Genomic DNA, 22,003 nt, shown 5'->3' on the forward strand with positions numbered 1-22,003 from the left:
CCGTAGGTGACGCTCTCTATTAGAGGGAACCGATCAAATCCGTATGGGCCGAGGGTGCTCCCTCTATTAATATATTAGTATTCGTAGGTATTAATAGAGGGAGCATCTCTCCCGGCGAATAGTCAGAACGAAACCGGCTCGCCCGTGGACCAGTGGTCCAGCGTGTCGGACGACGATGAACGCGAGTGCAGGACGCCGTTTGCTTTGAGAGGCTTGCCCTTGGCGTCCAGCGTGTCGAACGGCGCCAGCCAGAAGTGAGCGTTCGGCGAGTAGATCATCGCCGTGTTGGCCTCGATGTCGATCCAGACGACATGCTGATCGTTGTAGGTGGACCCCATGCCCGCGCCGGTGTGCATGAACACGCCAACATAGCCGGAACCTTGATCGGCCAGTGCCTCCACGACCGCCAGCGTAGCCTCCGAGAACTTGGCCTTTGATTTCTTCGCCGTCTTCAAGGCGACATCATGGGGCCAGAGCGTCGCGGTCGCCTTCCAGTTCGGCCGCTTCCAGTTCGGATGGTCGCCTGTGTAGGCTTGCACGGTGATCTTGTGCCGGAACTTCGGTTCAGGGCCGTTGTCGAAGACCGTCGCCTCAAGGGCCAAGATCGTCTCCAGCGCGGGCAAGGGCGTCACGGCCGATGCGCGAACCTTGTGGTGACGGTCGGCGATGATCTCGCACCATCGAAGGAAGTCAGGGTTCTTGTAGAGGACGGAGTTCAGAAGGGCGTTGTCCCGCCCGAGGAAATCGAGTTCAGCCACGACGGCTGCAAATGGGTCGTTCATCAAAATCACAAAACAAAAGGCCCCGCGAGTGGAAGATCGCAGGGCCTTAAGTTTTCGGATTTGATGACAGAACCGAGTATACGATCCTGACGATATTTATCCAATATCTAAACGGCCCTGTTGCGAAGCTTCCACCCAACGGAACAGGTTATAAACCTATTTAGACGGAAGGGGCCGTTTGCTGCCATATCTTTCGGATCAGGGCAGGGGCTTAGCCGTCGTAGCGACGTTCCCTTGCAAGGCCGCCGCGAACAGTTCGGCCGCGTTGTCAGCGGTTTCCTCGTCCGGGTAGTGGGCGATGAAGATAATGTCGCCGGTGTCGGCGTCCGAGATAGCGACGGGATGCGTGTTGCCGTGCCGGAAGGTCTCGATCTCTTCGTGCATGGCGATTTTCAGCTTGCGGGCGCGGGTAGCCATCAGTTGACCTCGTAAGTGTCGTTCGTGACCGGCTCGCCGCCCATGAACGTCTGGATGTTGATAGTGGAGCCATCGACGGTGAATCGGATGGTGTCTTCATTGCGCCAGCGACCGGGCTGGCCGTCCATAACCGCCCGCCATTCGGCCGTGCCGTTGCCGACGCGGCATTCGTTGGTCCAGACGGTGCCGTCGTCGCGACGATAGCGAACCCGGTGGATTCCGGCGTTGGTCGAGATCACGCGGATGATAGCCGGATCGCGACCGTTCAAGCTTGCGATAGCAGCACGGCAGACGCGCCCGGCGTCCTCATCCGACAGGCTAACCGGCGTCGGCTCCGGCGGCAGGAGCGCGCGGGCATTCGCAGTCGCCTCCTGCAATTCGGCCGTGCTTTCCGTCAGGTTCTCGCGCGCCTGTTGGTCTGCATCGCCGCAAGCGGCCAACATCGTGAGCGCAGACAGCGCAGCAAGTCGTTTCATAGTTTCCCCCTCTAAAGCTGTGTGTGGTTCTAACGTGAGGGTTGCGGACGGCAAGCCGTCCGCGTCCCAAGATCACGCGAAGAACGCTTCGTCATGCTCGCCCCAAACTTGGGCGTAGTCGTCGCGTAGCTCCCTATCCAGCGCGGCGACCAACATGTCTGACGTGACCGGGTGCATGTTGTCGGAGCTATCCCAAGCCGGAACCGGAACATCAGGGAAATAGCCCGCCTCCCAAGCCATACGGGCGGCCGTCTCCAGCGACACGCCATCGGCCCGAACCAACCGGCGCCGGAAGGGCGCCTCGCGATGCCAGCGGTCGAGATCGCGGGCCGACAGTTCGCCGCCATCGTCACAGATGCCGCGAACCGACAGATATTCGCAGAGGGACGGGTCACGGCGCGGATGGAACGGGCGGGCGGGCTTGGCGACAGGTTCGGCGGGCGCGGTGATGTCCTGCACAATGTCATCGACCGTGCGGACCTTGCGAGCCGCGACGCGGGAAGGCGCGCGGACACGCGCTCCCTTGAAAGCCGACAGACGGGCGAGGAAACCGGCCGCCACGCCAGCCGGAACCGGACCCGGCGAAGGTGCAACGGGCGGCGTCGGATCATCGTCGCCGTCATCCACTACAGTGGCCGCCACGGGCGCGCTGGAGAGGCCCGACAGGTCAGGAAGGCAGATGACGCCAGCCGGAACGGAAGGCCGCTCCACGGGCCGGAAATCGGCCTTATCGGCGAGGTCAAAGAGGAAGTCACAAGCTTGTTGCGCCTTGCTCGCCGCCGTGAAGATCGCGCGCTTGTCCTGTTTCAGAACCTTGAGCCACGATTGCAGATAGGCGGCATGATCCTCGCGCGGTTCCGCGCTGATACCTAAGCGGGCCATTGCGAAGGCCGCGCCAAGTTCGGCGACAAGTTCCTCGAACGCATAGGCTTGCGAACCGAACCGCTTGCCAAACTCGCGCGCCAGCCGGGCCTTGTGGCCGCTCCAGTGCGTCAGTTCATGCGCGAGGGTCGAGTAATAGTTCTCGACTTCCGCGAAGGCGCCAGCGGGCGGCATTTGCACGAAGTCATGGGCGGGCGAAAAGAATGCCCGGTTCCCGCCATGGCGGACATCGGCGCCGATACCTGCAACCCAAGTTTCCGCCCGTTCGATCCGCTCGACTTCCGGCAAGGGCGCCGCGTCGGCAAAGAACCGATCCGGCAAGCCGTCGATCTGCCCGACGTTGAAAACCGTGTAGGACTTCGCGAACAGAACGCCGCGTTCCTCGCCGTCGTCGCCTTCCTCGCCCTTTGGATCGAAGCGGCCCCAATAGACGACTTGCGTTCCCTTCTCGCCCTTGCGGACGCATCCGCCCAATTCCTTCGCCTGACGGAACGTCATCCACGTTTGATGGCGGTATCCCTTGGCTTCCGCCGCGCCCCACAACAACATCGTGTTGAGGCCGCGATACGTCTCGCCGTTGGCGCGGGTAGGAAGGGCGAGCAACCCGCCCGCATCCTTCGCCCATTGCGGCGCCCAAGGCTTCGTGCCGCGCTCCAGCATGGCGACGATTGAGTCCGTCACGGTCTGATAGATGTCTTTCTTTTCGGAAGTCGTCATATCTGAATCCTTTGCGTCAAGGCATGTTTTTGGGAAGGGTTAGGCGACGAGTTCGAAGAGCCATCCGTTGACGCGGAGCCATTCGCCCGTGTCGTCGCAGATGGCGTCAAACGTGCCGTCGAGGTCCGCGCCCGGTTGAACCCAGACAGTCAGGTCAACGGCTGCGGAGGTCAGGTCGATCAGGTTCGTGAAGCCCGGTTGCATCGTCAAATCCTTTGCGTAAGCGCATCTAATGACGACCCTTAGAATCCCTATCCGATGACGGGTCAAGCGCATTCTTTGCGCCAAAGCATACTTCGTCAAACAACGTAGGGCCAAACGCATGGCCACGCGGACGCGCGGCTTAGGATCGTCGGCCCATGCGCGCCAGCGTCCGCCCTGACGATGCGTCATGACCATGCGCGCGAGGTCGATTGCCGGTTATGGTGGGATTGTTGGCGAGCAACATCAAAGCGTTAGACGCGACATCGCGCCCGGAAGCCCTCGCGCATCCCTTGAAGGGCCTGTTGTTCTGGAGGGTCGAGGCGAACCCTCGTCAGAGCGTGACCCCCACGGGGGGTAGAGCCAGCCGCAGCGCGTATATGCCCTGCTTCGACAATGTGACCCAAAATCAATCCGGGTTGTCCGCGCCCACTGGATGCTCCAAGCAGTGGCTTGAGCCTTGGGGAGAGCATGACGTGGGCGACTTCGAAGACACCTACGGCGCCGGTGCGGACGCCAGCGAGATCATCGACGGCAACTCTCATTCCCGCGAATGGAACAAGATCAAGGAAGGCTGGCAGCGAGACCGCGAAAAGCGGAATGCGGAGATGAAGAACGATCCGACGTTCATCGCTATGCGTGAGGACTTCCGGGCGAGACAAGGCTCCGGCAAGCCAATCGTCACTCTGACGGAGGATGAGCAGGACGCCCGACGCCGCGCCATCGAAACAGCTACAAGGTTGCAAGCCGAGCGTATGGCAGCTTTGGCGAAAGCCAAAAAGGATTCCAGCCAGTCATGACGCGGACGGTCGCGGTGATCGCCTTCCTCATGCTTGTCGGATGCGGACGGTCAGCGGACTGGACTGGCTTCGTCTACCCGGAGGCGAACGATCTTGGAGTGTCCGTTGAGATCGGACGGTTCGAGACATTCGAGCAGTGTCGGACTGCGGCAAACCAGACGCTCGCCACCTTCGGAAGTCAGGACATCGGGACGTTTGAGTGCGGGCGAAACTGTCGGCCTTCGGAGACTGGATTGCAGGTCTGCGCCGAGACGCGGGACTAACGACCATCAGAAGGCTTGCGACGCTGGCTGATCGACCTTCACGCACGGCGCGTCGAAGCTGACTTGAATGTGCGCCTCTGGGATCAGGAGGTCCGTCCTGACGCTGACGGTTCCAAGCGTTCGGTCGAACCGGGTCACGGAGTTCTGCACGCTGTCTTCCGTCCTCGCGGGTCGCGAACGAATGACGATGCTCGCCGGACTGACATCCATGGTCTCTTCACCGGCTTCGTTCAGTTCCGCGAATGTCACAAATCGCCGGGTATCCGGGTTCCAGTGAGCGAAGGTCTTGGCGTCTGGGTCGATGCGATAGGTTCTCCGTTGAGGCGTCGGCCCTCCGCGCCCAGCTTCTCGAACGTGACCGTCGCACTGGAGGATGAAAGCGGAGGACTCGGGGGCCTTCGTGCCCGACTGGCTGCATCCAGCGAGGGCGACCGCGCACCCGATGATGAAACTCGCGATACGCATGCAGTCCCCCAACCTTGGCGGGAAGCTAACCGACTGTCATACAAGCCACAACACAGAGGGGCTTGAACATGAACTGGCTGGCCATCATCGCGGGACTGTTCCTCGCTCAGACGCCGCCTCGCGAACCAACCGTCATTGCTTGCAAGTTCGAACGTCTGCCTCTGATGGTAATGGTCCTGCGTGGCGGCATGGGCGCCGACGACAACACTCTCCAGATTGGACAGGACGCGCCAGTCAAGCTGAACGTCGGATCGACCCTGATGACGGCCGAGCGCGACGCACAAGAGTTCACCTTCTCGCTTCGGCTCCCGGCTTCGGTGTCGGTGAGCGCGCCGGGCAACGACACCCAAACCTATGACGGGGAGTGCGTGGTCGCGGCTCAATCCGAGCAGCCGCGATAGCTACGAGGAGATCGTCGCCTCGGCATTCAGGAGCGTCGCCACAGCGTTGATGATCTGCGCCGCGACGAAAGGCTTGCTCACGAGGACGCTGTTGGGGACGCCATGGGCCGCCCACTCGTGCGCGCTGTCGCCGGTGACGTAGACGACCGGCAAGGTCGGATACTTCTCGCGGGCATTACGAGCGACATCCCAGCCCGAGACCTCACCGCCGAGATTCACATCGGTAATCAAGGCGCGACAGTTGTCGCCATGCTCGGCAAACAGGTTCGCAGCCTCTTCGGCTGACATCACTGACTTGTGGTCGAAGCCGCCGTCTTCAAGCGCGTGTTCGATGGTCAGGAGGATCAGGGCTTCGTCATCGACGACGAAGACGCAAACGCTTTCGGACATTCAGGACTCGGAACAAATCAGTGCCCCACTAACACGAGACACTGCGACCAGTTGCGAGATTTTCTCTTAAAGTTCCGTCATATCCGGTAGCCGAATCTCGACCTACTACGATGAAGGTCAGGCGCGGATATGATCAACGCCGATCTCTATGCCAGCCCGTTCCGCGCGCAGTCGAACGTAGCCACGCACGACGTTTTCTCTGAAGCCATACCAGCCCTGCCGGTTGCCGATCACGATGCTCCCGTGGGTGTCCTTCTTCAGCCGGTTTAGCCGCTGATAGAAGAGGTCTTTGGTCAGGGCGTTTCGGTTCGACCGCTGTTCCATGATTGGGAGATAGGACTTTTCGTAGATGTCTGTGACCTGACGCTTCAGGAGCGGCCCATCGGCGACTGCCCATAGGACTTCCTCGTAGTCCTCGCTGTTTTTGTGCTTCTGCGTAGCCATCTCATAAGCTTGCTTGAGCGAGGTCTGAGACTCTTCAATCGAGGCGCGGATGCCGTTCTGATAGTGATCCATCGTGACAGCAGCGATCACTTCGCTGTCGTCCAGCACTTGGTAGAAAATCTGCTCGCCCATCAGGTGAACGTAGTAGGGGAAGCCGTCGCTTAGCTGTCCGATCCTGATCTGGCTGTCACGGTCGATAGACACGCCGAGGGCATCGGAGGCCGTCGTCAGAATTTGCCATCGCGCATCGTGAGGCAGAGGCTCAAGAGGGATGGTGGCGAGATAGCGGTCGGTTGAGAGGTGGACGCCTATGAGTTCGTCCAGTGATGTCCCGATCCCGCAGATTATGAGCCGCAGATTTATGCGCTGATCCGAAAGCTGCTTGATCAAATCTGCGACGTATTTTTTCTCTGTGTCGCTGGAAAGCTGATCGAACTCGTCGATCACGACGATGGGCGTGACGCCAGCCTTCGGCGAGATGGATTTCAGCATCTCGACGGCATCGTTGATCGTCTTCAGGGCAGGGAGGCCGAGGGCTTCGCTCGTCTTGACCTTCACAAAGCCAGCGTTGAGTTCGACGCCTTCGACCTTCAGTTTGCCCAGAGAGTAGAGGCGATGAAGCTGACGGTAGATGTCTTCGACCATATCGAAGAACGTCGTGCCCTGATCGCAAGCGATGAAGGCGAAGCCTTCCTCATCGCCGCTGTGAATAGCCGCTGCGGTTCGGCCGAGGGAGGTCTTGCCGACACCACGGTCGCCGAAAATGAAAATATGCTTGCCCGGTGAATGCAGCGCGCGGCTGATCAGTGTCAGCTTTTGATCGCGCCCGTGCAGATGTTCCGGTTTTGAGATCGGCTGAGCGGGAGTGAGAAGCCCCTTGAGCTTCTCCCTGAATGCAGCCTCGTCCAAACCACGGATCATACTTTTGCCCCGATGTGACCCACATCGAGTCATCGCCATCACAATAGCCCATAACGCGGCGGCTTAAAGTGCTACCGCACGTTGCCTATGAGCGCAGTGACTGAAGCTTGCGGATAAGCTGCTTCTTCATGGTCTCCAGCCCTTCGGAGTTGTTCAGGTAGCGGATGTAGCGGTGGTGGCTAACATCGAAGGGCACGTCGGAAGGGTGCTGGGTGATTGGAATGACAGTCTTGCCAAGAGTGTGGGCGATACCTGCCTCGTAGAAGACATTGGGGTTTCGGCCTGTGTAGTCACAAACCACCGCACGACTGCGGAAGATCAGGCTGAAGACATCTTGGATGATGGTCTGATGGTCCCAGATATCGTCTGCGCGCTGCGCTCGGAGGCCCGCTATCTGACAGGCGCCGGTGATGGCTTCGTAGACCGGTGAAAACCCGTCGAAGGGCATCATCACCGCAATTAGTTTCGGATCGACGCCTTCTTCAGGCACATCGAACACAGCCGGGCAAAAGGTAATCAGGCGGCCCTTGGATTTCTCGGTAGAAATGTTCTCGCCCTCCGGCTCGATCTCACCTGATAGGTAGTTCTCGATGATCCCAAGGTTGGCTTCGTCCCGCGCCACGATCTGGGTCAACACGGCTAAGACGTTATCCGGGTAGTCGGGATCGCCCCATGACAGGCTACGCAGCAGTCGGCTGTGTCCGGTCACGATGTCGTGGCTGTTGGTCAGCAAGCCCAACTCCAACCACTTGCCCTCGGTGAACTTGTCACCGGCGACACGAGCTATCTGGAGGACGCGCTTGCCACTGTGTGGATCGAGATACATGCCGTCGTCTAACAGGTGAAATTCGCAGCGAGAAGCGTTGGCTGGCTGATCAGCGGACCAGCGGGCCAGACCACTCAGAGCGGGATGACGAAGACCCGTTCGTAGCCGGTGTGACCGTCAGAAGTCGGGAAGACAGCAAACTCCTGCCCGGCGTCATTGATTAGTTCGCGGGCGAGGTTGTTGAACTCGGCGTCTTTGCCATCGCGGCGGATGAGCAAGAGACCATTGTCAGAAGCCTCCACCTGATAGGCGGGGTGATCTCGCACCAGCTTGTCCAGAATGCGACCCATTCAGGAAGATGAACACCAAGCTACACCGGAGTCCAGCGTAGCTATTGTGACAGCCAGCCATTCGGTCACGCTGACTAAATATCAGCATGATCTCCAACCTGACCCATGCGCGACCAGACCACCGGCGACGAAAGCCGTAAGCCCGTCAAAGCCTAATATATGCGCTTCCGCAATCGTTGCGGCATTATGATAGACGCTTTCAAGTTCCGTGAGAGTCTTGGTCATCGACAAAGGTGACGGAGGCTCGGATTGAACCAGACTGCTCGGCTTTGGCATGGCGACTGCCTGTCGCTCATGGCGTCGATCCCTGACGGATCGGTGGACCTCATCGCGACGGATTTGCCCTACGGAGCGATGAAGTCGGGATGGGACAAAGCCTTGCCGATGGATCGGGTCTGGGCCGCCTATCGCCGCATCCTCAAACCTGCTGGGTCTGTGGTCATGACGACGGCTGGAATGTTCACGGCGCGGCACATGATGGCCGCCCCCGACCTCTACAAATACGGATTGGTCTGGGCCAAGTCGCGCGTCACCTGTCCGATGCAAGCGGCCTACCGGCCGATGTCGGCGCACGAAGATATCCTCGTGTTTTCCAAGGGCGGGATCGGCGTCCGGGCCAAGCGGCCCATGACCTACAACCCGCAAGGGCTGGTTGCGTTGGAGCATCCCAGAGCGCGCAAGCAAGTCGGGATCAGCGCGCTCTACGACAGCTACGCGGACCCAGAGCATCCGGTTGAGTGGGAGCAAACCCACACTAACTACCCGCGCTCGGTCCAGCACTTCGCCTCTGTCGGCAATCCGATTCACAACACCCAGAAGCCCGTCGAACTGTTCGACTGGATCGTGCGGACCTACTCGAACCCCGGCGATGTCGTTCTCGATAACTGCCTCGGATCGGGGACCACGGGCGTCGCCGCGCTGGCTGCTGGCCGAAGCTTCATCGGCATGGAGTTGAACCCCGCCTTCTATGAAACAGCGGTCGAGCGCATCCGCGCCAGCGCGCCGGGCAACATCACGTTCGACGATGACCTTCCGCTCCCGACGCTCGACATCGTGGACGAGATCATCGCGAGGAAGCGCGCCGCCTATCACGCGGCGGTCTAAGCCATCCGCCGCCCTTGGGCGCGGCCCCGCGTATTCAAAAGGTGCGGGCTGTGACCCAACGGCGAGCGTCGGTTTCGCTCACGATGTTTGGCCTCTGCCTTTTCGACATCGGCGTCCATCTGCGTCTTCCAGTAGTCCACGGCCAATGCCAACACGTCGATCCGGTCGTCGTGTTTCAGGGCACCGCGAGCCTCGGTCATGTGGGTCATCTGGAAGATGCCCCGGTTCACGGCGTCAGCCTTTGAATCCTCTCGGATGACGTTGATGTCGAAGATCAGGCGATGCTGTTTCATCACCGGCTCCAGCGCGCCGATGATCCGTTTCTCCTTCATGCCCCGGACCTTCACTCCCTCCAGAATGCAGGGATGATTGCGGGCGAGGATCGGCGTCAGCAGCTTGCGATACATGCCGTCGCCCCAGTTATCTTCGGTGACGACGACGCTGACTTTCTCGGCTTTGGCGATGGCTGCGACTTGTTCGAGCGCGTCGCCTTCGGTCCCGTCTTTCAGGCCGCCCCATCTCGTGACGTAGATGCGGCCTTCCAAGAACTTCGTGACGACATAGGCGGTCTCGTCTCTACCGGAGCCGGAGGGGTCGATGTGCATGGCCGAGCCGGTGAACGTCGCCCACGTCTCGCTGACATTGAAGGGTCGGTAGAACCGGTCGCCGGGGAAGCCGTGACAGGTGAGATCGTCAAGCTGGAGGTTCGACGACGAGCCGTAGGCGAGAGCCACTGGAGCGCGGGTCTGGTCCACGTCCATGACGATCAGGTCGGAGCATTTCAGGGGGTAGCGTTCGGCGTCCGACAGCGACGTGTCGAGCATGTAGTGCAACGTCCAATTGGACGCGGTGTCGTCGAGTTCGCGTTGCCAAAGCTGCTTGTCGTTGAAGCGGGCGGGATCGGTCGGGGCGCCGCCGAGTTCGGACAATCCAACAGGATCGCAGAGCGAAGGGTCGGCCTTGATGTCGGCCACCAACATCGGCGCGAGCGTGTCGCCATAGGCGTCCAGCTTGTTCGGCCGGGGGTAGCGAGCGGTCCAGACGCGGCGAGTGTAGCCGCGCGCCGGAAGCCCGGCATAGATGGAATCCTGCGTCTGCGGCGTCCCGAGATAAATGATCTCGGCGTTCTCAAGAGGCTTGAGGATTTTGCCGAACTCAGTCGTCAGGCCGCGCAGCTTGTCGCGCTGATCCTCGGTCTCACTGTTCCGCTGAATCTCAACGTCGTCGGCGATGATGATGTCGGCGCGGTTGTTCGGAAGCTGGCCGCCGATGCCGACGCAGAAGACGGATGGCTGACGGTCGGGTTCGGCCGGGCCAACGTCGAAGGAGAGGACGGACGTTCGCTGGCCGTCGCGGGACCGTAGCTCCCCCCAAAGGCCATCACCTTCGGGGTGATAGATGATGGAGCGGACGAGGTTGGCGTTCTTGATCGCGGCGGCTTCACCGGCCGATACGATCAGCACCTTGGCTTGGGGGTTCCGCCAGAGTTTCCAGACGACGTAGCCGCACGTCAGGAAGCTCTTTCCGACACCGCGATAGCCCTCCACGATCCGAAGGTTCGGACCCGTGGCGAGGAACTTCGCGATGTCCAATTGGACCCGCGTCGGAGCCGGGAGGTTCAGCACCTTCAGCCACAGATGGCGAAGGAAGATATCGAAGTTGTCTTTGAGGATGTCGGCGTAGGAGCCGGGGGTCGTTGCGTTCAATCGGACATGCGCCCGCGTCCGCCCGCCCTTTAGGGCGAGCGGCGCGATGCGAGGGGGCTTGGGTTAGTTGGGCCTGACCCGTTCGAGGATTTCCTCGTCGAGGTTCAATTCGGCCAGCTTGGCGGCGACATCTTCGACCCGCTTTGTTGTTGCGGGAGCGGTGACGCCGTTCATGGCGAGGAATTTCATCGCCTTGTCGAGAAGCTGCGGCGAGATCGCATAGGCGGGATCGTCGGGCTTCATCTCTGCGCGGTTCATGGCGCGGTCGAGTTCGTTCGAGATCAACAGGGCCACTGCGGCGTGGAGTTCGTCCAACGCCTTTTCGGATGCGCGCTCGCTCATTTCGTCACCAAGTTCATAAGGAAGCTGGCGATCCCGCCGAGGGCGGCGGCGGCGCCGAGAAGCCAAGCCTTGGATCGTTCGAGACCGCCAAGGCGGGTCTCATGCTGGTCGAACTTCTTGTCGTATTGGTCGTGCTTGTCGCCGACGAGGGCGATCAGAGATGCCAGTTGGCCTCTGATTTCGCCGAGGATGAACTTCACGTCCCCCTCAATATTGGGTTCGTTCATAGAGCCTTTCGATTGTTGATGGGGGTTAGCCGATGATGATGGGGCCGCCGCCGCCACCGCCGTATTCGATTTCCAGTTGGTAGTAGGCGAGCGCGGAGTCTGTGGAGTTGCCGTTGGCGTCGGTGACGGTGCACCAGACGTTTCCGCTGGAGGTCGTGCCAGCTTGGCCAGAGAGGCGCAGCGTGAAGCTTGTGGCGGTGCTGCTCCCGACGACGGTGACGCCGCCAAACCCCGTGTCTGTGTATGACCACTGGTAGCTGTAAGGCGTCGTGCCGCCGCTGACCGAGTTTATATAGAAATCCACCGTCGCCCAGCCGGGGGAATGCTCCGCAGAGTATCCGGTCCCGTAAGCGTCCATCGGGATGATCGTTAGCTCGGGTGCATTGACCCAAGCTTTTCGCCATGTCCCGCCAGAGCGAACCCAGACCTCCTTGGCGGCTCGCCACGCGCCAGAAGCGTTGACGTGGACGGCTTTGGCGGGGCGCCATGCCCCGCCAGCTTTGATGTTGAAGCTACCCATGCATCACCACACGATGTGCACGTCGCCGTCAGTGCCGCCCGAGGGCGCAGACTGGCTGTAGGTCGTCACCGGAACGCGGTTCGAACCTCCGTTCTGGTAGACGTGGCCCGCCGACAGCAGCGCACCTTCGGAGTAGAAGTTCGCGCCGTTGTAGGTCCGAACCTCACCGCCTTTGATGGCCCAAATGCCGACGCTGTAGTCCGCGTTGAACCAACCGGATTGACCGGTCGAACGCCACCAGTTGTTGCTGTAGGCGAGACCCCCAGTGATCTGGAGACCACCGGCGACGGTCAAATAACCATTCGTTTGGATCGCACCATTGAGGGTGACTTGGCCATTGAAGTTGGATGGTCCCGACGCCTGAATGCCTCCACCAGTGTAGAGGTGGTTCGAATGGTAGGCATCGCCGCCAGCCCGGAACTTGTGGGCCGAGCCAGCTTCCGTGCTGGCACTCCCGAAGTGCAGACCAATGGTATCTGTCCCGCCCCAGCCGCCCGATCCTTCGAAGTAGGAGAGGCCGTAGCCATCGGCGTTGTTGAACGACCAGATGCGATTTCGACCGGTTTGATAGCCAGCGTTTTGAAAGCCCTTGCCTGTTTGAGAGACGATAACATCTCCGGCTTGGATGCTTCCGACCGTCCAGATGCCCGTGCCGATGGCCGTCATCGTGGTCCCGTAGTGCTGTAGAAGAAGCTGGTGCGACAGCCCCGGTTTGGACTGCACGTTGTTTCCCGCGCCGCCGTATCCCGGTTCATAGGACCACGCCAAACCGTAGTGGTTGGCATAGTCGCCTGATCCGCCAGTGCCGAGTTTGTAGGCCGCACCCATGGCCCAAACCGCTTGTGTCGAGGTCGGATCATAGACGCCGACCGCGCCCGATTTCACGTTGTCGAAGACGACATTGCGGATGCTTAGATCACCCGAGCCGTCGCGTTTGACGACGGTGTTCTGGCTTGAAGCGGCTGAAACCGTGAAGTGCGCGTCGGTGTAGATCGAACCGAAACCACCCAGAACGTATGCCGAGCCGTCGAAGTAGAGATAGCGGGTGCCGCTCGTGCCGAAGTAGACGCAGCCGGTGCCGTTGCTCCGGCTCGTGGTGAAGTCACGGGCCATGATGTCGCCGCCGCCATTGCGAGAGACAACGGTGTCGCCGATGACGCCCTCTGCGAGAGCGCGACCACCAAGGGTGCCCGCATTGTCGGCATAGCCAGCCTTGATCTTGTTCCACGCATCGACGCCACCGCCCTCTGTTGAGCGGTAGTGAAGGTAGCCCTCGCTCGTGTAGCCCTTGCGAGGAACAGCGAGGTCCATGCTGTAGGATGACGCCGCGTATTCGGCGCCCAAGCCGAGGGTCAGGCCATAGGCTTGGGTGCTGTTCGGCCCGTTCGAAAAGAAGAACTTTGCGCCGTAGCCATCCGGCGTAGAGCCGTGACCAACGCCCGAATTATTGAACAGGGTGGTTCTGGCGAACGTAGGATCGGCCGCGCTCCAAAGACGATGGCCGCCCGCGTTCACAACGGTCGATTGGATCGTCACGTCGCCGTTCGGATACGCGATCTGCAATCGGACCTTAGCGGGATCGCCAGCCTCCCGAATCTGGAAGTGATCGCCCGCGCTGATAAGTGAGTAGTTGTAGTTGGTGGAGCTTCCGAGGCTGATGAAGCGGTCGGCGCCGGAGGGCAGGATCACATTCCCGGTGAAGGATGCATGACCGGCCCGGAGCGTGACCGGATTATCTGTCCCGCCCTCGATCAGCGCGAAGCCGCCCGGCTCCCCGCGAAGACGGACATACCACTTGTTGTGCTGGTGGAAACGAAGGTCGATAGGCCCGGCGACGCTGCTATCGGAGCGTGAGAATTCGGCGTTGTAGGTCCAGTCACTCGCCGAAGCGTTGTGGATGACCATCGCTCCTGAAAGGCTCACGGCCGAGGCCGACAGGCTCCCTCCAACGAGTTCGAAGTTTGAACCGTTGTAGTGAAGATACTTGTCGGAGGGGCCGAAGTAGACCGTGCCCCCAACCGAGCCGTAGCTGGTCCTAATCTGGCTGAACGTCGGGAACGAACCGCTGGCCGCTTTCGCGTCGAGTGCTGCTTGAAGCCCGGAGACTTCGCCGATGCTGTGCCCGTGACCCGCCGCTGCCTTGCCGTCGAGCGCGGCTTGAAGGCCGGGCACGAGAGCGATGGTCGAAGGGAAGTTCAGAGGCTTGTCGGCGATGGCGTCCCAGATCGGGGTGACATCACCTTGCTCGATGTAGCCGGATGCAGCGGTCTTCGAACCGCCGTCGCCTTTGTAGGCCCAACGCTTGCCATCGGTGGTCGCGACAATCGTGCCGGGACCAATGCCCTGCTGCTGCGCGGTCGTGAGATCAGCGAGTCCGCCAGCGGACATGACCGGGTATTGGCTCAAGAGAACCGGGATGCGGGCCGGGTCGATCATCCCGAACAACCGAGCGGAGTTCAGACCATCGGTTTTCAGGGCGTAGAGAGCCGGGTCGAACGTCGCGGCGAGCGCGGCGGACGCTGCTGCATCCGAAGCGTCCTGTGACGCTGAGGCGGCGTTGTCTGCGGTTTCCGCTGCAAGCTGTTCGACTACGGCTCGATCATCAGCGGAGCCTTGGCCCGAGCCTTGAGCGAGTTCGGCCCAATAGCGAGCGTTGGCCTCGTGCGTCCCGGCGTGACTGCGATGTTCCTGAGCCAGATTCCGGGCGTCAATAGCGGCGCCGCGAGCCGCTTCCGACAGGGCGCGTTGTGCGTCCGCCCGGTCGGCGTGACCCTGCGCGAGATCGCGCGCGAGTTCGGCCGCGACCTTGGCAACATCGGCCAAGGCCGCTGGGCCTGACACCATGTCGTTGAATGTCGCGGGGGACGGAACGAGGATTTCGCGACCGCTCAAATCCACGAATGGATAGCGGCCGTCGAGGTTGGGTCCACCATCGGCGGACCCGCCCAGCCAAGCTGTCAGGTAATCAGCCTGAAGCTTCTGAGTATCAAGGAGAGCTTGAACTTGCTGGGCGAGAACGGAGTTCGTCAGCCCGCTCATTCCTTAATCCTCCGGGGAGGTCGGAGTGTCGTTCGCCGCGTCCGCTGCGGCGGCTTGTTGCGCCACGGCGAAACCAAGCTGCGCGCCCTGTAGGGCTGCTCGGATGCTCGTCAGTTGAGCGTTGGTCGCCTCCAGTTGCTCAAGCAGTCGCGCTTTCGCAGTCAGGGCTTGGGTCTCTTGTTCAACGAGGGTCTTGTGCTGCTCAGCAGCGGTGGGGGTCTGGGACATATGTCTCCTGAAACTGTTGAAGGGTCTGATATTTATGCGAGTGACCGGCCCCTAAAGGCCGGTCACAGGTCAGTATGGGTTGAGGGTGATGGGCTGGTCGTAGCCGCCGCCGCCACCGCCCGGATCGGGCGGCGGATCGTAGCCGCCACCGCCTCCAGTGCTTCCGCCCCCGCCGCCGCTTCCGAGACCCACGCCCGCACCGGTCCCGCTTGAGAGCGTTGAGGTGTTGTTCTTGAGTTCGGTGAGCTTGCCGTATCGAGCCACGACGCTCTGGATCGTCATGTTGGACGTGCTGGTGTAAATCTGGACGTAGTAGTGCCAGTTTCCGGCCTCGCCGGGCTTATCCAGAAACTTGATCGGAATAGGCCCCTGCCAAGTGTCATTGGCCATGCCGGAACCGTAGATCGGCACGGTCACGAGGACTTGGCCACCGCTCGTGTCGCGGGAACGCACAAGCTGAACGTAAGCGGTGAAGCTGCCGCCCGCGTTGTGGGTGAATGTGCCCCAGCTATTGAAGTCGATGTCGATAGGGCTGGATGCCTTTTCGACATTCAGCCAGACACCATGGATGCGAGTAGGCGTCGTCCCGGCAAGGCTCACGCCGCCGTTGTTGTAGGCGACTTCCACGCCCGTCACGGTGTTGTTGCTCAACGCCGCGTTGGTGATGGTGCCGGTGACGAGAAGGTCGCCGTAGATGTCCACATTGGCGTTGAAGCGGGCGCGTCCCGCCGAGACCGAGAAGGGCTGAACCGGCGTCCCGCCGTTGGGCGAGGTGACAGTGAAATTGTCGGCGACCACGGCGAACTGACCGCTGCTGCCGTTGTTGTTCAGCAGCCAGCCGGTGATGTGACCGTTGACGTTCAGCGACAGGCCAGCCCGCGCGTTCAGGCCGTCAGTGACTTGGAACAGTTGAGTGATCGACGCGGTATTCCCGCCGACAGTGTTCGACAGGTTGGTGATCGACTGCGACAACGCGGAGTCGGCGTTCGCCCGTGCCGTCGCTTCGTTTACGACTGAGGCCGTGACGTTGCCAACACTGGTGTCGATGCCGGAGAGCCGCGAACCGAGGCTGTAGCCCGCGCCGACTTCGACCTTGTTGAGATCGAGGACAAAAGCGGTCTGTCCGTTTCGGAAGGCTCCGAGAACAGCGAACTGTTGAGCCAACGCTGCGTCAGCGTTCGCTCGCGCCGTCGCCTCATTCTGGATTGCGGACTGGTTCTGCCCGACCGTCACTGCGAGGGACTGGCGGGCCTGTGCTTCGGCTGCGATAGCCGACGCGCGAGCATTGCTTTCGGCAAGCACGGCGGCTGCGATGTCACCCGGAATCTTGGCGGTTAGAGCTTGCCGCGCCGCCGCTTCCGCCGACACTGCATTGGTTCGCGCCGTGACTTCCGAAGCGATTGCCGCCTCGTTGGCGTCTGTCTTCGCGCCGACGCTATCAATGCGCTGACCCAAAGAAACGTCCGCGCTGGCGCGGGTCGTCGCTTCCGACGTGACGAGGGCTTGCGCGTTGGTTCCGGCTGTCGCGACAAGCTGATTCAGTCGGGTCAGGAAGGTCTCTGTCGGACTGACGAGAACCTTGTTCAGGTCGAGGATGAAGCCGGTGTTGTTGGCGTTCCGCGCCCCGATCAGAGCGATGGTCTGAGCGAAGGAGTTGTCCGCCGAGGTGCGGGCCGTGGCCTCGTTGGTGATGCTCGTTTCGTTGTTGCCGACACGAGTGATGAGGGCCGTGATCCGATCCGCTTCGGCACTGACTGCCGTTGCTCGGGCGGACTCTTCCGCGAGGATTTTGGCTTCGTTTTCGTTGGCCTTGGCAGTGATCGCGGCGAGCCGCTGAGCGAGGCTTTCGCTCCCACTGACCCGGACAGAGTTCAGGTTCAGGACGAAGGCGTTGTTCGCCCCGTTCTTCGCGCCGATCAGCGCGAGCGTGGAGGCAAGCGCGGTGTCGCCCGCGACCCGTTCGGCCGCTTCGTTCTGAATGATTGATGCGAGGCCGGTCCCGTTTTCGAGGTTGGCCAACGAGTCCACGAGATCGGTGATCGTCTCGACGCGGAGTTCGAGGTCATCCGTCCGAGCCGTGGTGTTCGCCACGATCCCGTCGAGGGTATCGGTTCGGAAGGCTTGGTCGGTAAGCTGGAACGATTGTTCGAGGATGCGTTCAGCCGAGAGGTCGATTGCAGCCAAGGCGTCGCGGAAGCGGTTGAGCGCATCCGCACCGAGGTCCGAGATGCGGATCATTTCGTCGAGGATGGCGTCGGGATCGGTGACGACGCCAAGCTGTTCGCCAAGGCGGACGCGGGCTTGCTCCAGCGATCCGCTGATGAAGTCGTCCTGCTCCTGCTGACGATAGAGGGTGTGGAGGTAGCCCCGGTTCAGTTCCTCTTGAGTGAGGTTCGACGAGTTGGTGAACTCGACGAGGGGGCGATCAATCGGGGTCTCGCGCCTGATGTTGACGACGGAGCCATTAGGCGTCGGGAAGGTGAGCCGGATGCGGCTCGCCGACACCCACGAGAAGGCGGGGATTACTCCGTTGACCGCGACCTTGATGTGAGATCGGTCGAGATACGGGACGGCAAGATCGAACTCCTGCTGACCGTTCGCGACGATGTAGTTGACGTTGGTTTGGTGGCTCATTGATCCTTTCGCTGGCCACGCAGAAAGGCCCGGCCGCCGAAGCGACCGGGCCTTGCGTGTGGCTCTGGTTGGAGGGGTTAGTTTCCGGGCTGGAAGTTCATGATGGTGTCGATGTCGCCAGCCGAGACGCCGTAGCGTCGCGCGTTGGCTTCGGTCTGCCAGCTTTGCCAGCCTTCCTGCATCGCCCGCTCATTGGCCTTCTCGCCACCGGTGCGGTTGACCATTTCACGCAGTGCGGGGACGGCGCCCGACCGGATCGAGGCGTTCGCCAGACGGCGGTGACGGCTGACCGTATCCTTGACGACCGTGGCCCGTTGGGGGTCAGGCATTTGTGCGTATTCCGGCGACTGGATCAGCGCGGCCAAAGCTTCGTGCATGGTCAATCCAGTGAGCGGATCGCGGAAGACTTGGCCCTGATATTCGAGGACCGCACCATGCTCGCGCGGTGTGATCTTCTGCTCGTTGAAGCGAGCGGAAGGCCGCGTCGCCATGCGGAGATCGGGATCAGCTTGCGCCAAGGCCGAGACCTCCAGACGCACGATGTCCGTCACCTGTTCGCTGATGCGCGTCGGCTGGATCATGCCTTCAACGAACCCGCCGTCCTTGTCCTTGCGGATGACCGAAAGGCCCAGCCAGTCCCTACGCTCGGGCAAAGATTGGGAGAGGGTCGGGATGTTGGCGCGGATGTGGTCGAGGAAGCTTTCGGCTTCCCGCATCACCGGGTCTTGCGAGTGGGCGAAGTTGCGAACCACAGCCGGGACCAGAGTTGATCCAGCCTTCTTGGCCAGTTCCTTCCCGGCGCGGGCGCCACGGTCGGTGTCGCCGTAGGTGAACGACGGGTCGATCAAGTCCCAGAAGTCGCCGACGCCCTGCAACGCGGCCTTGTTGACGATGTTGTTGACGATGGCCGACAGGACGCCGCCGCCGATGCCTTGCAGCATGTCGTCGTCGTTGATGTCGTGATCCTTGAAGGTCTGCATCATGTCCGCGACGATGCCGAGCATTTCGGCGACCGGGGATAGCTGCTGATACTGGAACCAGCGACCGCCGAGGCGGATGCTGTAGGACTTCACACCGTCTTCCTCTTCCGCCGCCGAACGCTTGCCGACGAGATCGCCGCCCGCGAACAGGAGGCCAGCCGTGGACATGAAGCCGATGCCGGTGACGAGACGCGCCATTGCAAGATCGGCTTCGGCGCCGCCCCTTTCGAGCGACTGATCGAGACCGCGCATGGCCGCCGTGTAGTTCATGAACTTATCGCGGTTGTCCTTCATCAGCCCGTAGAGAACCGGGTTGCGGTCGAACATGCCCGCCCGCACGAGGTTGAGCGGGGTGCGGAGGAACGGCACGAACAGAGCCTTGAAGAGGCGGTGCTGGCCAAGAGCCTTCTCCCATTTCTTCATGACCGGGCCGCTGTTCTGGAACGTCATGAGACGCGCGTAGTCGTCCGCCATTGCGTGGAGATCGACCGATGCCAGCACGTCGGCCGCCTGATGAAGTGTCGGGTCCGTGCTGTAGTTCTTGGCACTGTCGAATTGCTCGCCCGCCAGTTCGAAGACGGCCTTGGCGCGGTAGACCGCAGCCGATGTGGGCCGGTTCGCTACGGCGTCCATGACCCGCGTGAATTCCTTGGTCGCATCGGCGCCTTTTAGGCGGGCCGAGCGGTAGGAAGCTTCGCGAACCGAAAGGGCGTTAAGCTGCATCCGGTAGGTCATCGCCTTGGCGAACTCGTCCATCGCAATCGACGGCCGGTGGCCGAGGGTTCGGAGGGTCGAGAAGATCGCCGCCCCCGCCATGTCAGGGATCGACAGGACCGGGTTGGATTTCCAGCGATCCTTACGATCCTTGGTGATGAGGAACGGTTGATTGAAGGCGACCTCGCCCACACTGGTCGAGTTGTCGCGAACCGGCGCCGCCTGTTTGAAGGCTTGGAAGCCCGCCCGGCTTGCGTCGGCGAAGGACTGATAGATGCCCGCGACATAGGCGTTTGCCTCACGGAAGGTGACGCTTTCGACCGATCCTTTTGAGCCGCTGAATGCCCGGCGTAGGGGCGACGTGACGCCAGCCGCGACATAGCGTTCGCCGACACTGAGACCGGCGTGGAGAACTGAGCCGATGGCGTTGCGGACTGCCGTGGCCGGGGTCGAGAGATACCCCATAACGACGTAGTAGCTGGCGTAGTCGGCCAGCCCCATCGCCCGCATCTTACGGACCTCTTCTTTGAAGCCCTTGGCGCCGTCCTTCTTGTTCGCTTTCAGCAGCGCATCGAGCGCGGCGGCCATGTCCTCGTTGTTTTTGGCTCCCCCGCCCAGCGCATCGTTGAGGCCGTCGATGGAGTCCTGAATGTCGTTGAAGACGCGGGCGCGGTGCTTGGTCGCCTTCATGATGTTGAGGGCGCGGGCCACTTCCGACTTTGCGCCTCCGGCCATGGCGTCGAACATCGTCGTCGCTTGGAGATGAGCCGCCAAATCGGAGATGTCGTTGGCCGTCGCTGTCCCGTCCGCCAACTTGGCGCGGGTTGCAGCGACCTTCGTCACGAGGTGATCGACGTGCTGCATGGCGATGGTTTCGAGCGCGTGGATTTTCGACGACACGCCGAAGTTCGAGGTGATGTCGGCGTGTGCCTTCACTGCCTCGGAAGTGGAAATGCCGAGCGTCTGTTGACGGTCCTGCACTGACTTCCACGAGCGGGCTGCATCGCCCGCTTCGTCGTAGAGCGGCTTGAAGATTTGGCCCATGACGTTCGCCAATTCCTCGAACTGGTCGGGGTCATTCACGAGCTTGTCGAAGTCGAATACGTCCGGGTTCCAATGGCTCGCGCCCTCGGTGATCTCGTCGCCTTGACGGCCCAGCCAACGGACAAACTGATCGACCTGCTCTGGCTTCACGAATTTCTTGAGGCTGTCGAGGTGCGCCATGGCGGCCTTGGCCCGTTCAGGTGATCCGGCAAGTCCCCAATCCACACCGTTCCAGCGTTCGTCGGCGGTAGCCTTGGCCCCCGCTTCGGCGCGACCGGCTTCGGCCTCAAGGTCTTCCAGCGAAGGCCCCTTGGCGCGCGGTTGTTCGATCCGAGCGGGAATGCTGACCGGCGAAACCGGCCCCTGTTGGGTCGGGCGGAAGGTCCAGTCGTCCATGGTTAGAGCCGGGAGGTTCACGCTGTCGGACAAGTCGAGTTCGTCGCGCATGGCTTGGTCGAGTTCGACTGTAGCGGGGCGCGGCTCACGGACGCGACGGACAAGAGACCCCGCGCCCTCCAGCGCACCGGTGAAACCGGCGCCCGCCAGAGCGGATAGACCCGTTTGGGTGATGTCGATGCGATCTTGAACTCCGGCCGACGTAGAGTCGCCTTGAGCCAGCAAGTCAGTGCCGCCCGCGATCAACCCTTGCACACCGGCTTTCACCCAAATCGACGAACCGCCGCTGATGTAGGAAGTCGGATCGACAGCCGTGGCGCCGAGAGTGCCGAGCAGCGCGGCGCCGCCGTGGAGACCCTTGCCGATCAAGCCGCCTTCAGCTTCCCAGAACGGGTCGTTCTTGGACTCTTGCGCGAACTCCTGACGCCGGGCGCGTTCGCTGGCGACGGCTTCGTCAGCACGACGCCGGGCATTGTCGGTGTTGTTCCAATTGTCGAAGAGGACATCGCCCGAGTGAGCGAGCCGCGACAGGAGGCGAACGGGGTTCATCGTGAAGCGGTCGGATACGGCGATGGCTTCGCGAGTGCGGCCTTGCTTCGAAAGTTCGATGTAGTCCGCCGTGTCGTCCTGACCCGCCCGCCAGCCCTCGGCGATGAAGCCGGTGTTCCATGTGTTCGAGAACACGTCGGTCAGGCGTTCGCCGAGCGACCGCTTGTCCTTGGGGTTGGAGAGTGAGACCGCCGCTGATCGGCGGTCTCGTTGTTGCTCAGGAGCATGGCCGTAGTGACGGTCCA

General features: G+C 61.5%; 22 protein-coding genes. 4 read left to right on the forward strand and 18 right to left on the reverse strand.

What is annotated here, in order from left to right:
- Window positions 1-122: 122 nt before the first annotated feature.
- The 5 genes from E4M01_RS03420 to E4M01_RS14250 form a co-directional block, all read right to left on the reverse strand.
- Window positions 123-782, reverse strand: coding sequence for a hypothetical protein (locus tag E4M01_RS03420; RefSeq protein ID WP_135062232.1), 660 nt, complete (start codon window positions 780-782; stop codon window positions 123-125).
- Window positions 783-980: 198 nt separating this feature from the next.
- Window positions 981-1,199, reverse strand: a complete 219-nt coding sequence (locus E4M01_RS03425) for a hypothetical protein (protein ID WP_135062231.1) — start codon at window positions 1,197-1,199, stop codon at window positions 981-983.
- Complete coding sequence (locus E4M01_RS03430; RefSeq protein ID WP_135062230.1) at window positions 1,199-1,729, reverse strand: hypothetical protein; 531 nt, start codon at window positions 1,727-1,729, stop codon at window positions 1,199-1,201. Before E4M01_RS03430 ends, E4M01_RS03425 begins: the two co-directional genes overlap by 1 nt.
- Window positions 1,730-1,747: 18 nt before the next feature.
- Window positions 1,748-3,274, reverse strand: a complete 1,527-nt coding sequence (locus E4M01_RS03435; protein ID WP_135062229.1) for an ArdC family protein — start codon at window positions 3,272-3,274, stop codon at window positions 1,748-1,750.
- Between the two features lie 39 nt (window positions 3,275-3,313).
- On the reverse strand, window positions 3,314-3,478 hold the full coding sequence (locus tag E4M01_RS14250; RefSeq protein ID WP_167765286.1) for a hypothetical protein: 165 nt from the start codon (window positions 3,476-3,478) through the stop codon (window positions 3,314-3,316).
- 473 nt (window positions 3,479-3,951) lie between these two features.
- Between E4M01_RS14250 and E4M01_RS03440 the strand changes: the two genes are divergently transcribed.
- Window positions 3,952-4,275, forward strand: coding sequence for a hypothetical protein (locus E4M01_RS03440; protein ID WP_135062228.1), 324 nt, complete (start codon window positions 3,952-3,954; stop codon window positions 4,273-4,275).
- A 269-nt stretch (window positions 4,276-4,544) separates the two neighbouring features.
- On the opposite strand, the gene E4M01_RS03445 is transcribed toward E4M01_RS03440, so the two are convergent.
- Window positions 4,545-5,003 carry a hypothetical protein gene (locus tag E4M01_RS03445; protein ID WP_135062227.1) on the reverse strand — a complete coding sequence of 153 codons (459 nt, stop codon included), beginning with the start codon at window positions 5,001-5,003 and terminating at the stop codon, window positions 4,545-4,547.
- Window positions 5,004-5,071: 68 nt separating this feature from the next.
- Between E4M01_RS03445 and E4M01_RS03450 the strand changes: the two genes are divergently transcribed.
- Entirely contained in the window at window positions 5,072-5,404 is a 333-nt protein-coding gene (locus E4M01_RS03450) for a hypothetical protein (RefSeq protein WP_135062226.1), read from the forward strand.
- Here the strand turns inward: E4M01_RS03450 and E4M01_RS03455 are convergent, their stop codons facing one another.
- From E4M01_RS03455 to E4M01_RS03470, 4 genes are all read right to left on the reverse strand, one after another.
- A complete protein-coding gene (locus E4M01_RS03455) occupies window positions 5,405-5,794 on the reverse strand; it encodes a response regulator (protein ID WP_135062225.1) in 390 nt (129 codons plus the stop codon).
- A 117-nt stretch (window positions 5,795-5,911) separates the two neighbouring features.
- Entirely contained in the window at window positions 5,912-7,159 is a 1,248-nt protein-coding gene (locus E4M01_RS03460) for an AAA family ATPase (RefSeq protein ID WP_167765284.1), read from the reverse strand.
- Window positions 7,160-7,244: 85 nt separating this feature from the next.
- Window positions 7,245-7,985, reverse strand: a complete 741-nt coding sequence (locus E4M01_RS03465) for a hypothetical protein (protein ID WP_135062223.1) — start codon at window positions 7,983-7,985, stop codon at window positions 7,245-7,247.
- Between the two features lie 74 nt (window positions 7,986-8,059).
- On the reverse strand, window positions 8,060-8,275 hold the full coding sequence (locus E4M01_RS03470) for a hypothetical protein (RefSeq protein WP_135062222.1): 216 nt from the start codon (window positions 8,273-8,275) through the stop codon (window positions 8,060-8,062).
- A 249-nt stretch (window positions 8,276-8,524) separates the two neighbouring features.
- Between E4M01_RS03470 and E4M01_RS03475 the strand changes: the two genes are divergently transcribed.
- Entirely contained in the window at window positions 8,525-9,379 is an 855-nt protein-coding gene (locus tag E4M01_RS03475) for a site-specific DNA-methyltransferase (protein WP_135062221.1), read from the forward strand.
- Here E4M01_RS03475 and terL read toward each other — a convergent pair.
- From terL to E4M01_RS03520, 8 genes are all read right to left on the reverse strand, one after another.
- Entirely contained in the window at window positions 9,376-11,085 is a 1,710-nt protein-coding gene (gene terL, locus E4M01_RS03480) for a phage terminase large subunit (protein ID WP_135062220.1), read from the reverse strand. The two genes, E4M01_RS03475 and terL, sit on opposite strands and share 4 nt — an antisense overlap.
- Window positions 11,086-11,148: 63 nt before the next feature.
- Window positions 11,149-11,427, reverse strand: a complete 279-nt coding sequence (locus tag E4M01_RS03485; RefSeq protein WP_135062219.1) for a hypothetical protein — start codon at window positions 11,425-11,427, stop codon at window positions 11,149-11,151.
- Window positions 11,424-11,654, reverse strand: a complete 231-nt coding sequence (locus E4M01_RS03490; protein WP_135062218.1) for a hypothetical protein — start codon at window positions 11,652-11,654, stop codon at window positions 11,424-11,426. Before E4M01_RS03490 ends, E4M01_RS03485 begins: the two co-directional genes overlap by 4 nt.
- Before the next feature lie 25 nt (window positions 11,655-11,679).
- Window positions 11,680-12,174, reverse strand: coding sequence for a hypothetical protein (locus tag E4M01_RS03495; protein WP_135062217.1), 495 nt, complete (start codon window positions 12,172-12,174; stop codon window positions 11,680-11,682).
- A gap of 3 nt (window positions 12,175-12,177) precedes the next feature.
- Window positions 12,178-15,213, reverse strand: coding sequence for a hypothetical protein (locus E4M01_RS03500; RefSeq protein ID WP_135062216.1), 3,036 nt, complete (start codon window positions 15,211-15,213; stop codon window positions 12,178-12,180).
- Between the two features lie 3 nt (window positions 15,214-15,216).
- On the reverse strand, window positions 15,217-15,441 hold the full coding sequence (locus E4M01_RS03505) for a hypothetical protein (RefSeq protein ID WP_135062215.1): 225 nt from the start codon (window positions 15,439-15,441) through the stop codon (window positions 15,217-15,219).
- A gap of 69 nt (window positions 15,442-15,510) precedes the next feature.
- A complete protein-coding gene (locus E4M01_RS14255; protein ID WP_167765281.1) occupies window positions 15,511-18,075 on the reverse strand; it encodes a phage tail fiber protein in 2,565 nt (854 codons plus the stop codon).
- A gap of 77 nt (window positions 18,076-18,152) precedes the next feature.
- Complete coding sequence (locus E4M01_RS03520; RefSeq protein WP_135062214.1) at window positions 18,153-21,578, reverse strand: hypothetical protein; 3,426 nt, start codon at window positions 21,576-21,578, stop codon at window positions 18,153-18,155.
- Here E4M01_RS03520 and E4M01_RS14260 point away from each other — a divergent pair.
- Complete coding sequence (locus E4M01_RS14260; protein ID WP_135062213.1) at window positions 21,558-21,944, forward strand: hypothetical protein; 387 nt, start codon at window positions 21,558-21,560, stop codon at window positions 21,942-21,944. The two genes, E4M01_RS03520 and E4M01_RS14260, sit on opposite strands and share 21 nt — an antisense overlap.
- Window positions 21,945-22,003: the final 59 nt, after the last annotated feature.

The sequence above is a fragment of the Brevundimonas sp. MF30-B genome, assembly GCF_004683885.1.
In the GTDB taxonomy this organism is placed as follows: Bacteria; Pseudomonadota; Alphaproteobacteria; order Caulobacterales; family Caulobacteraceae; genus Brevundimonas.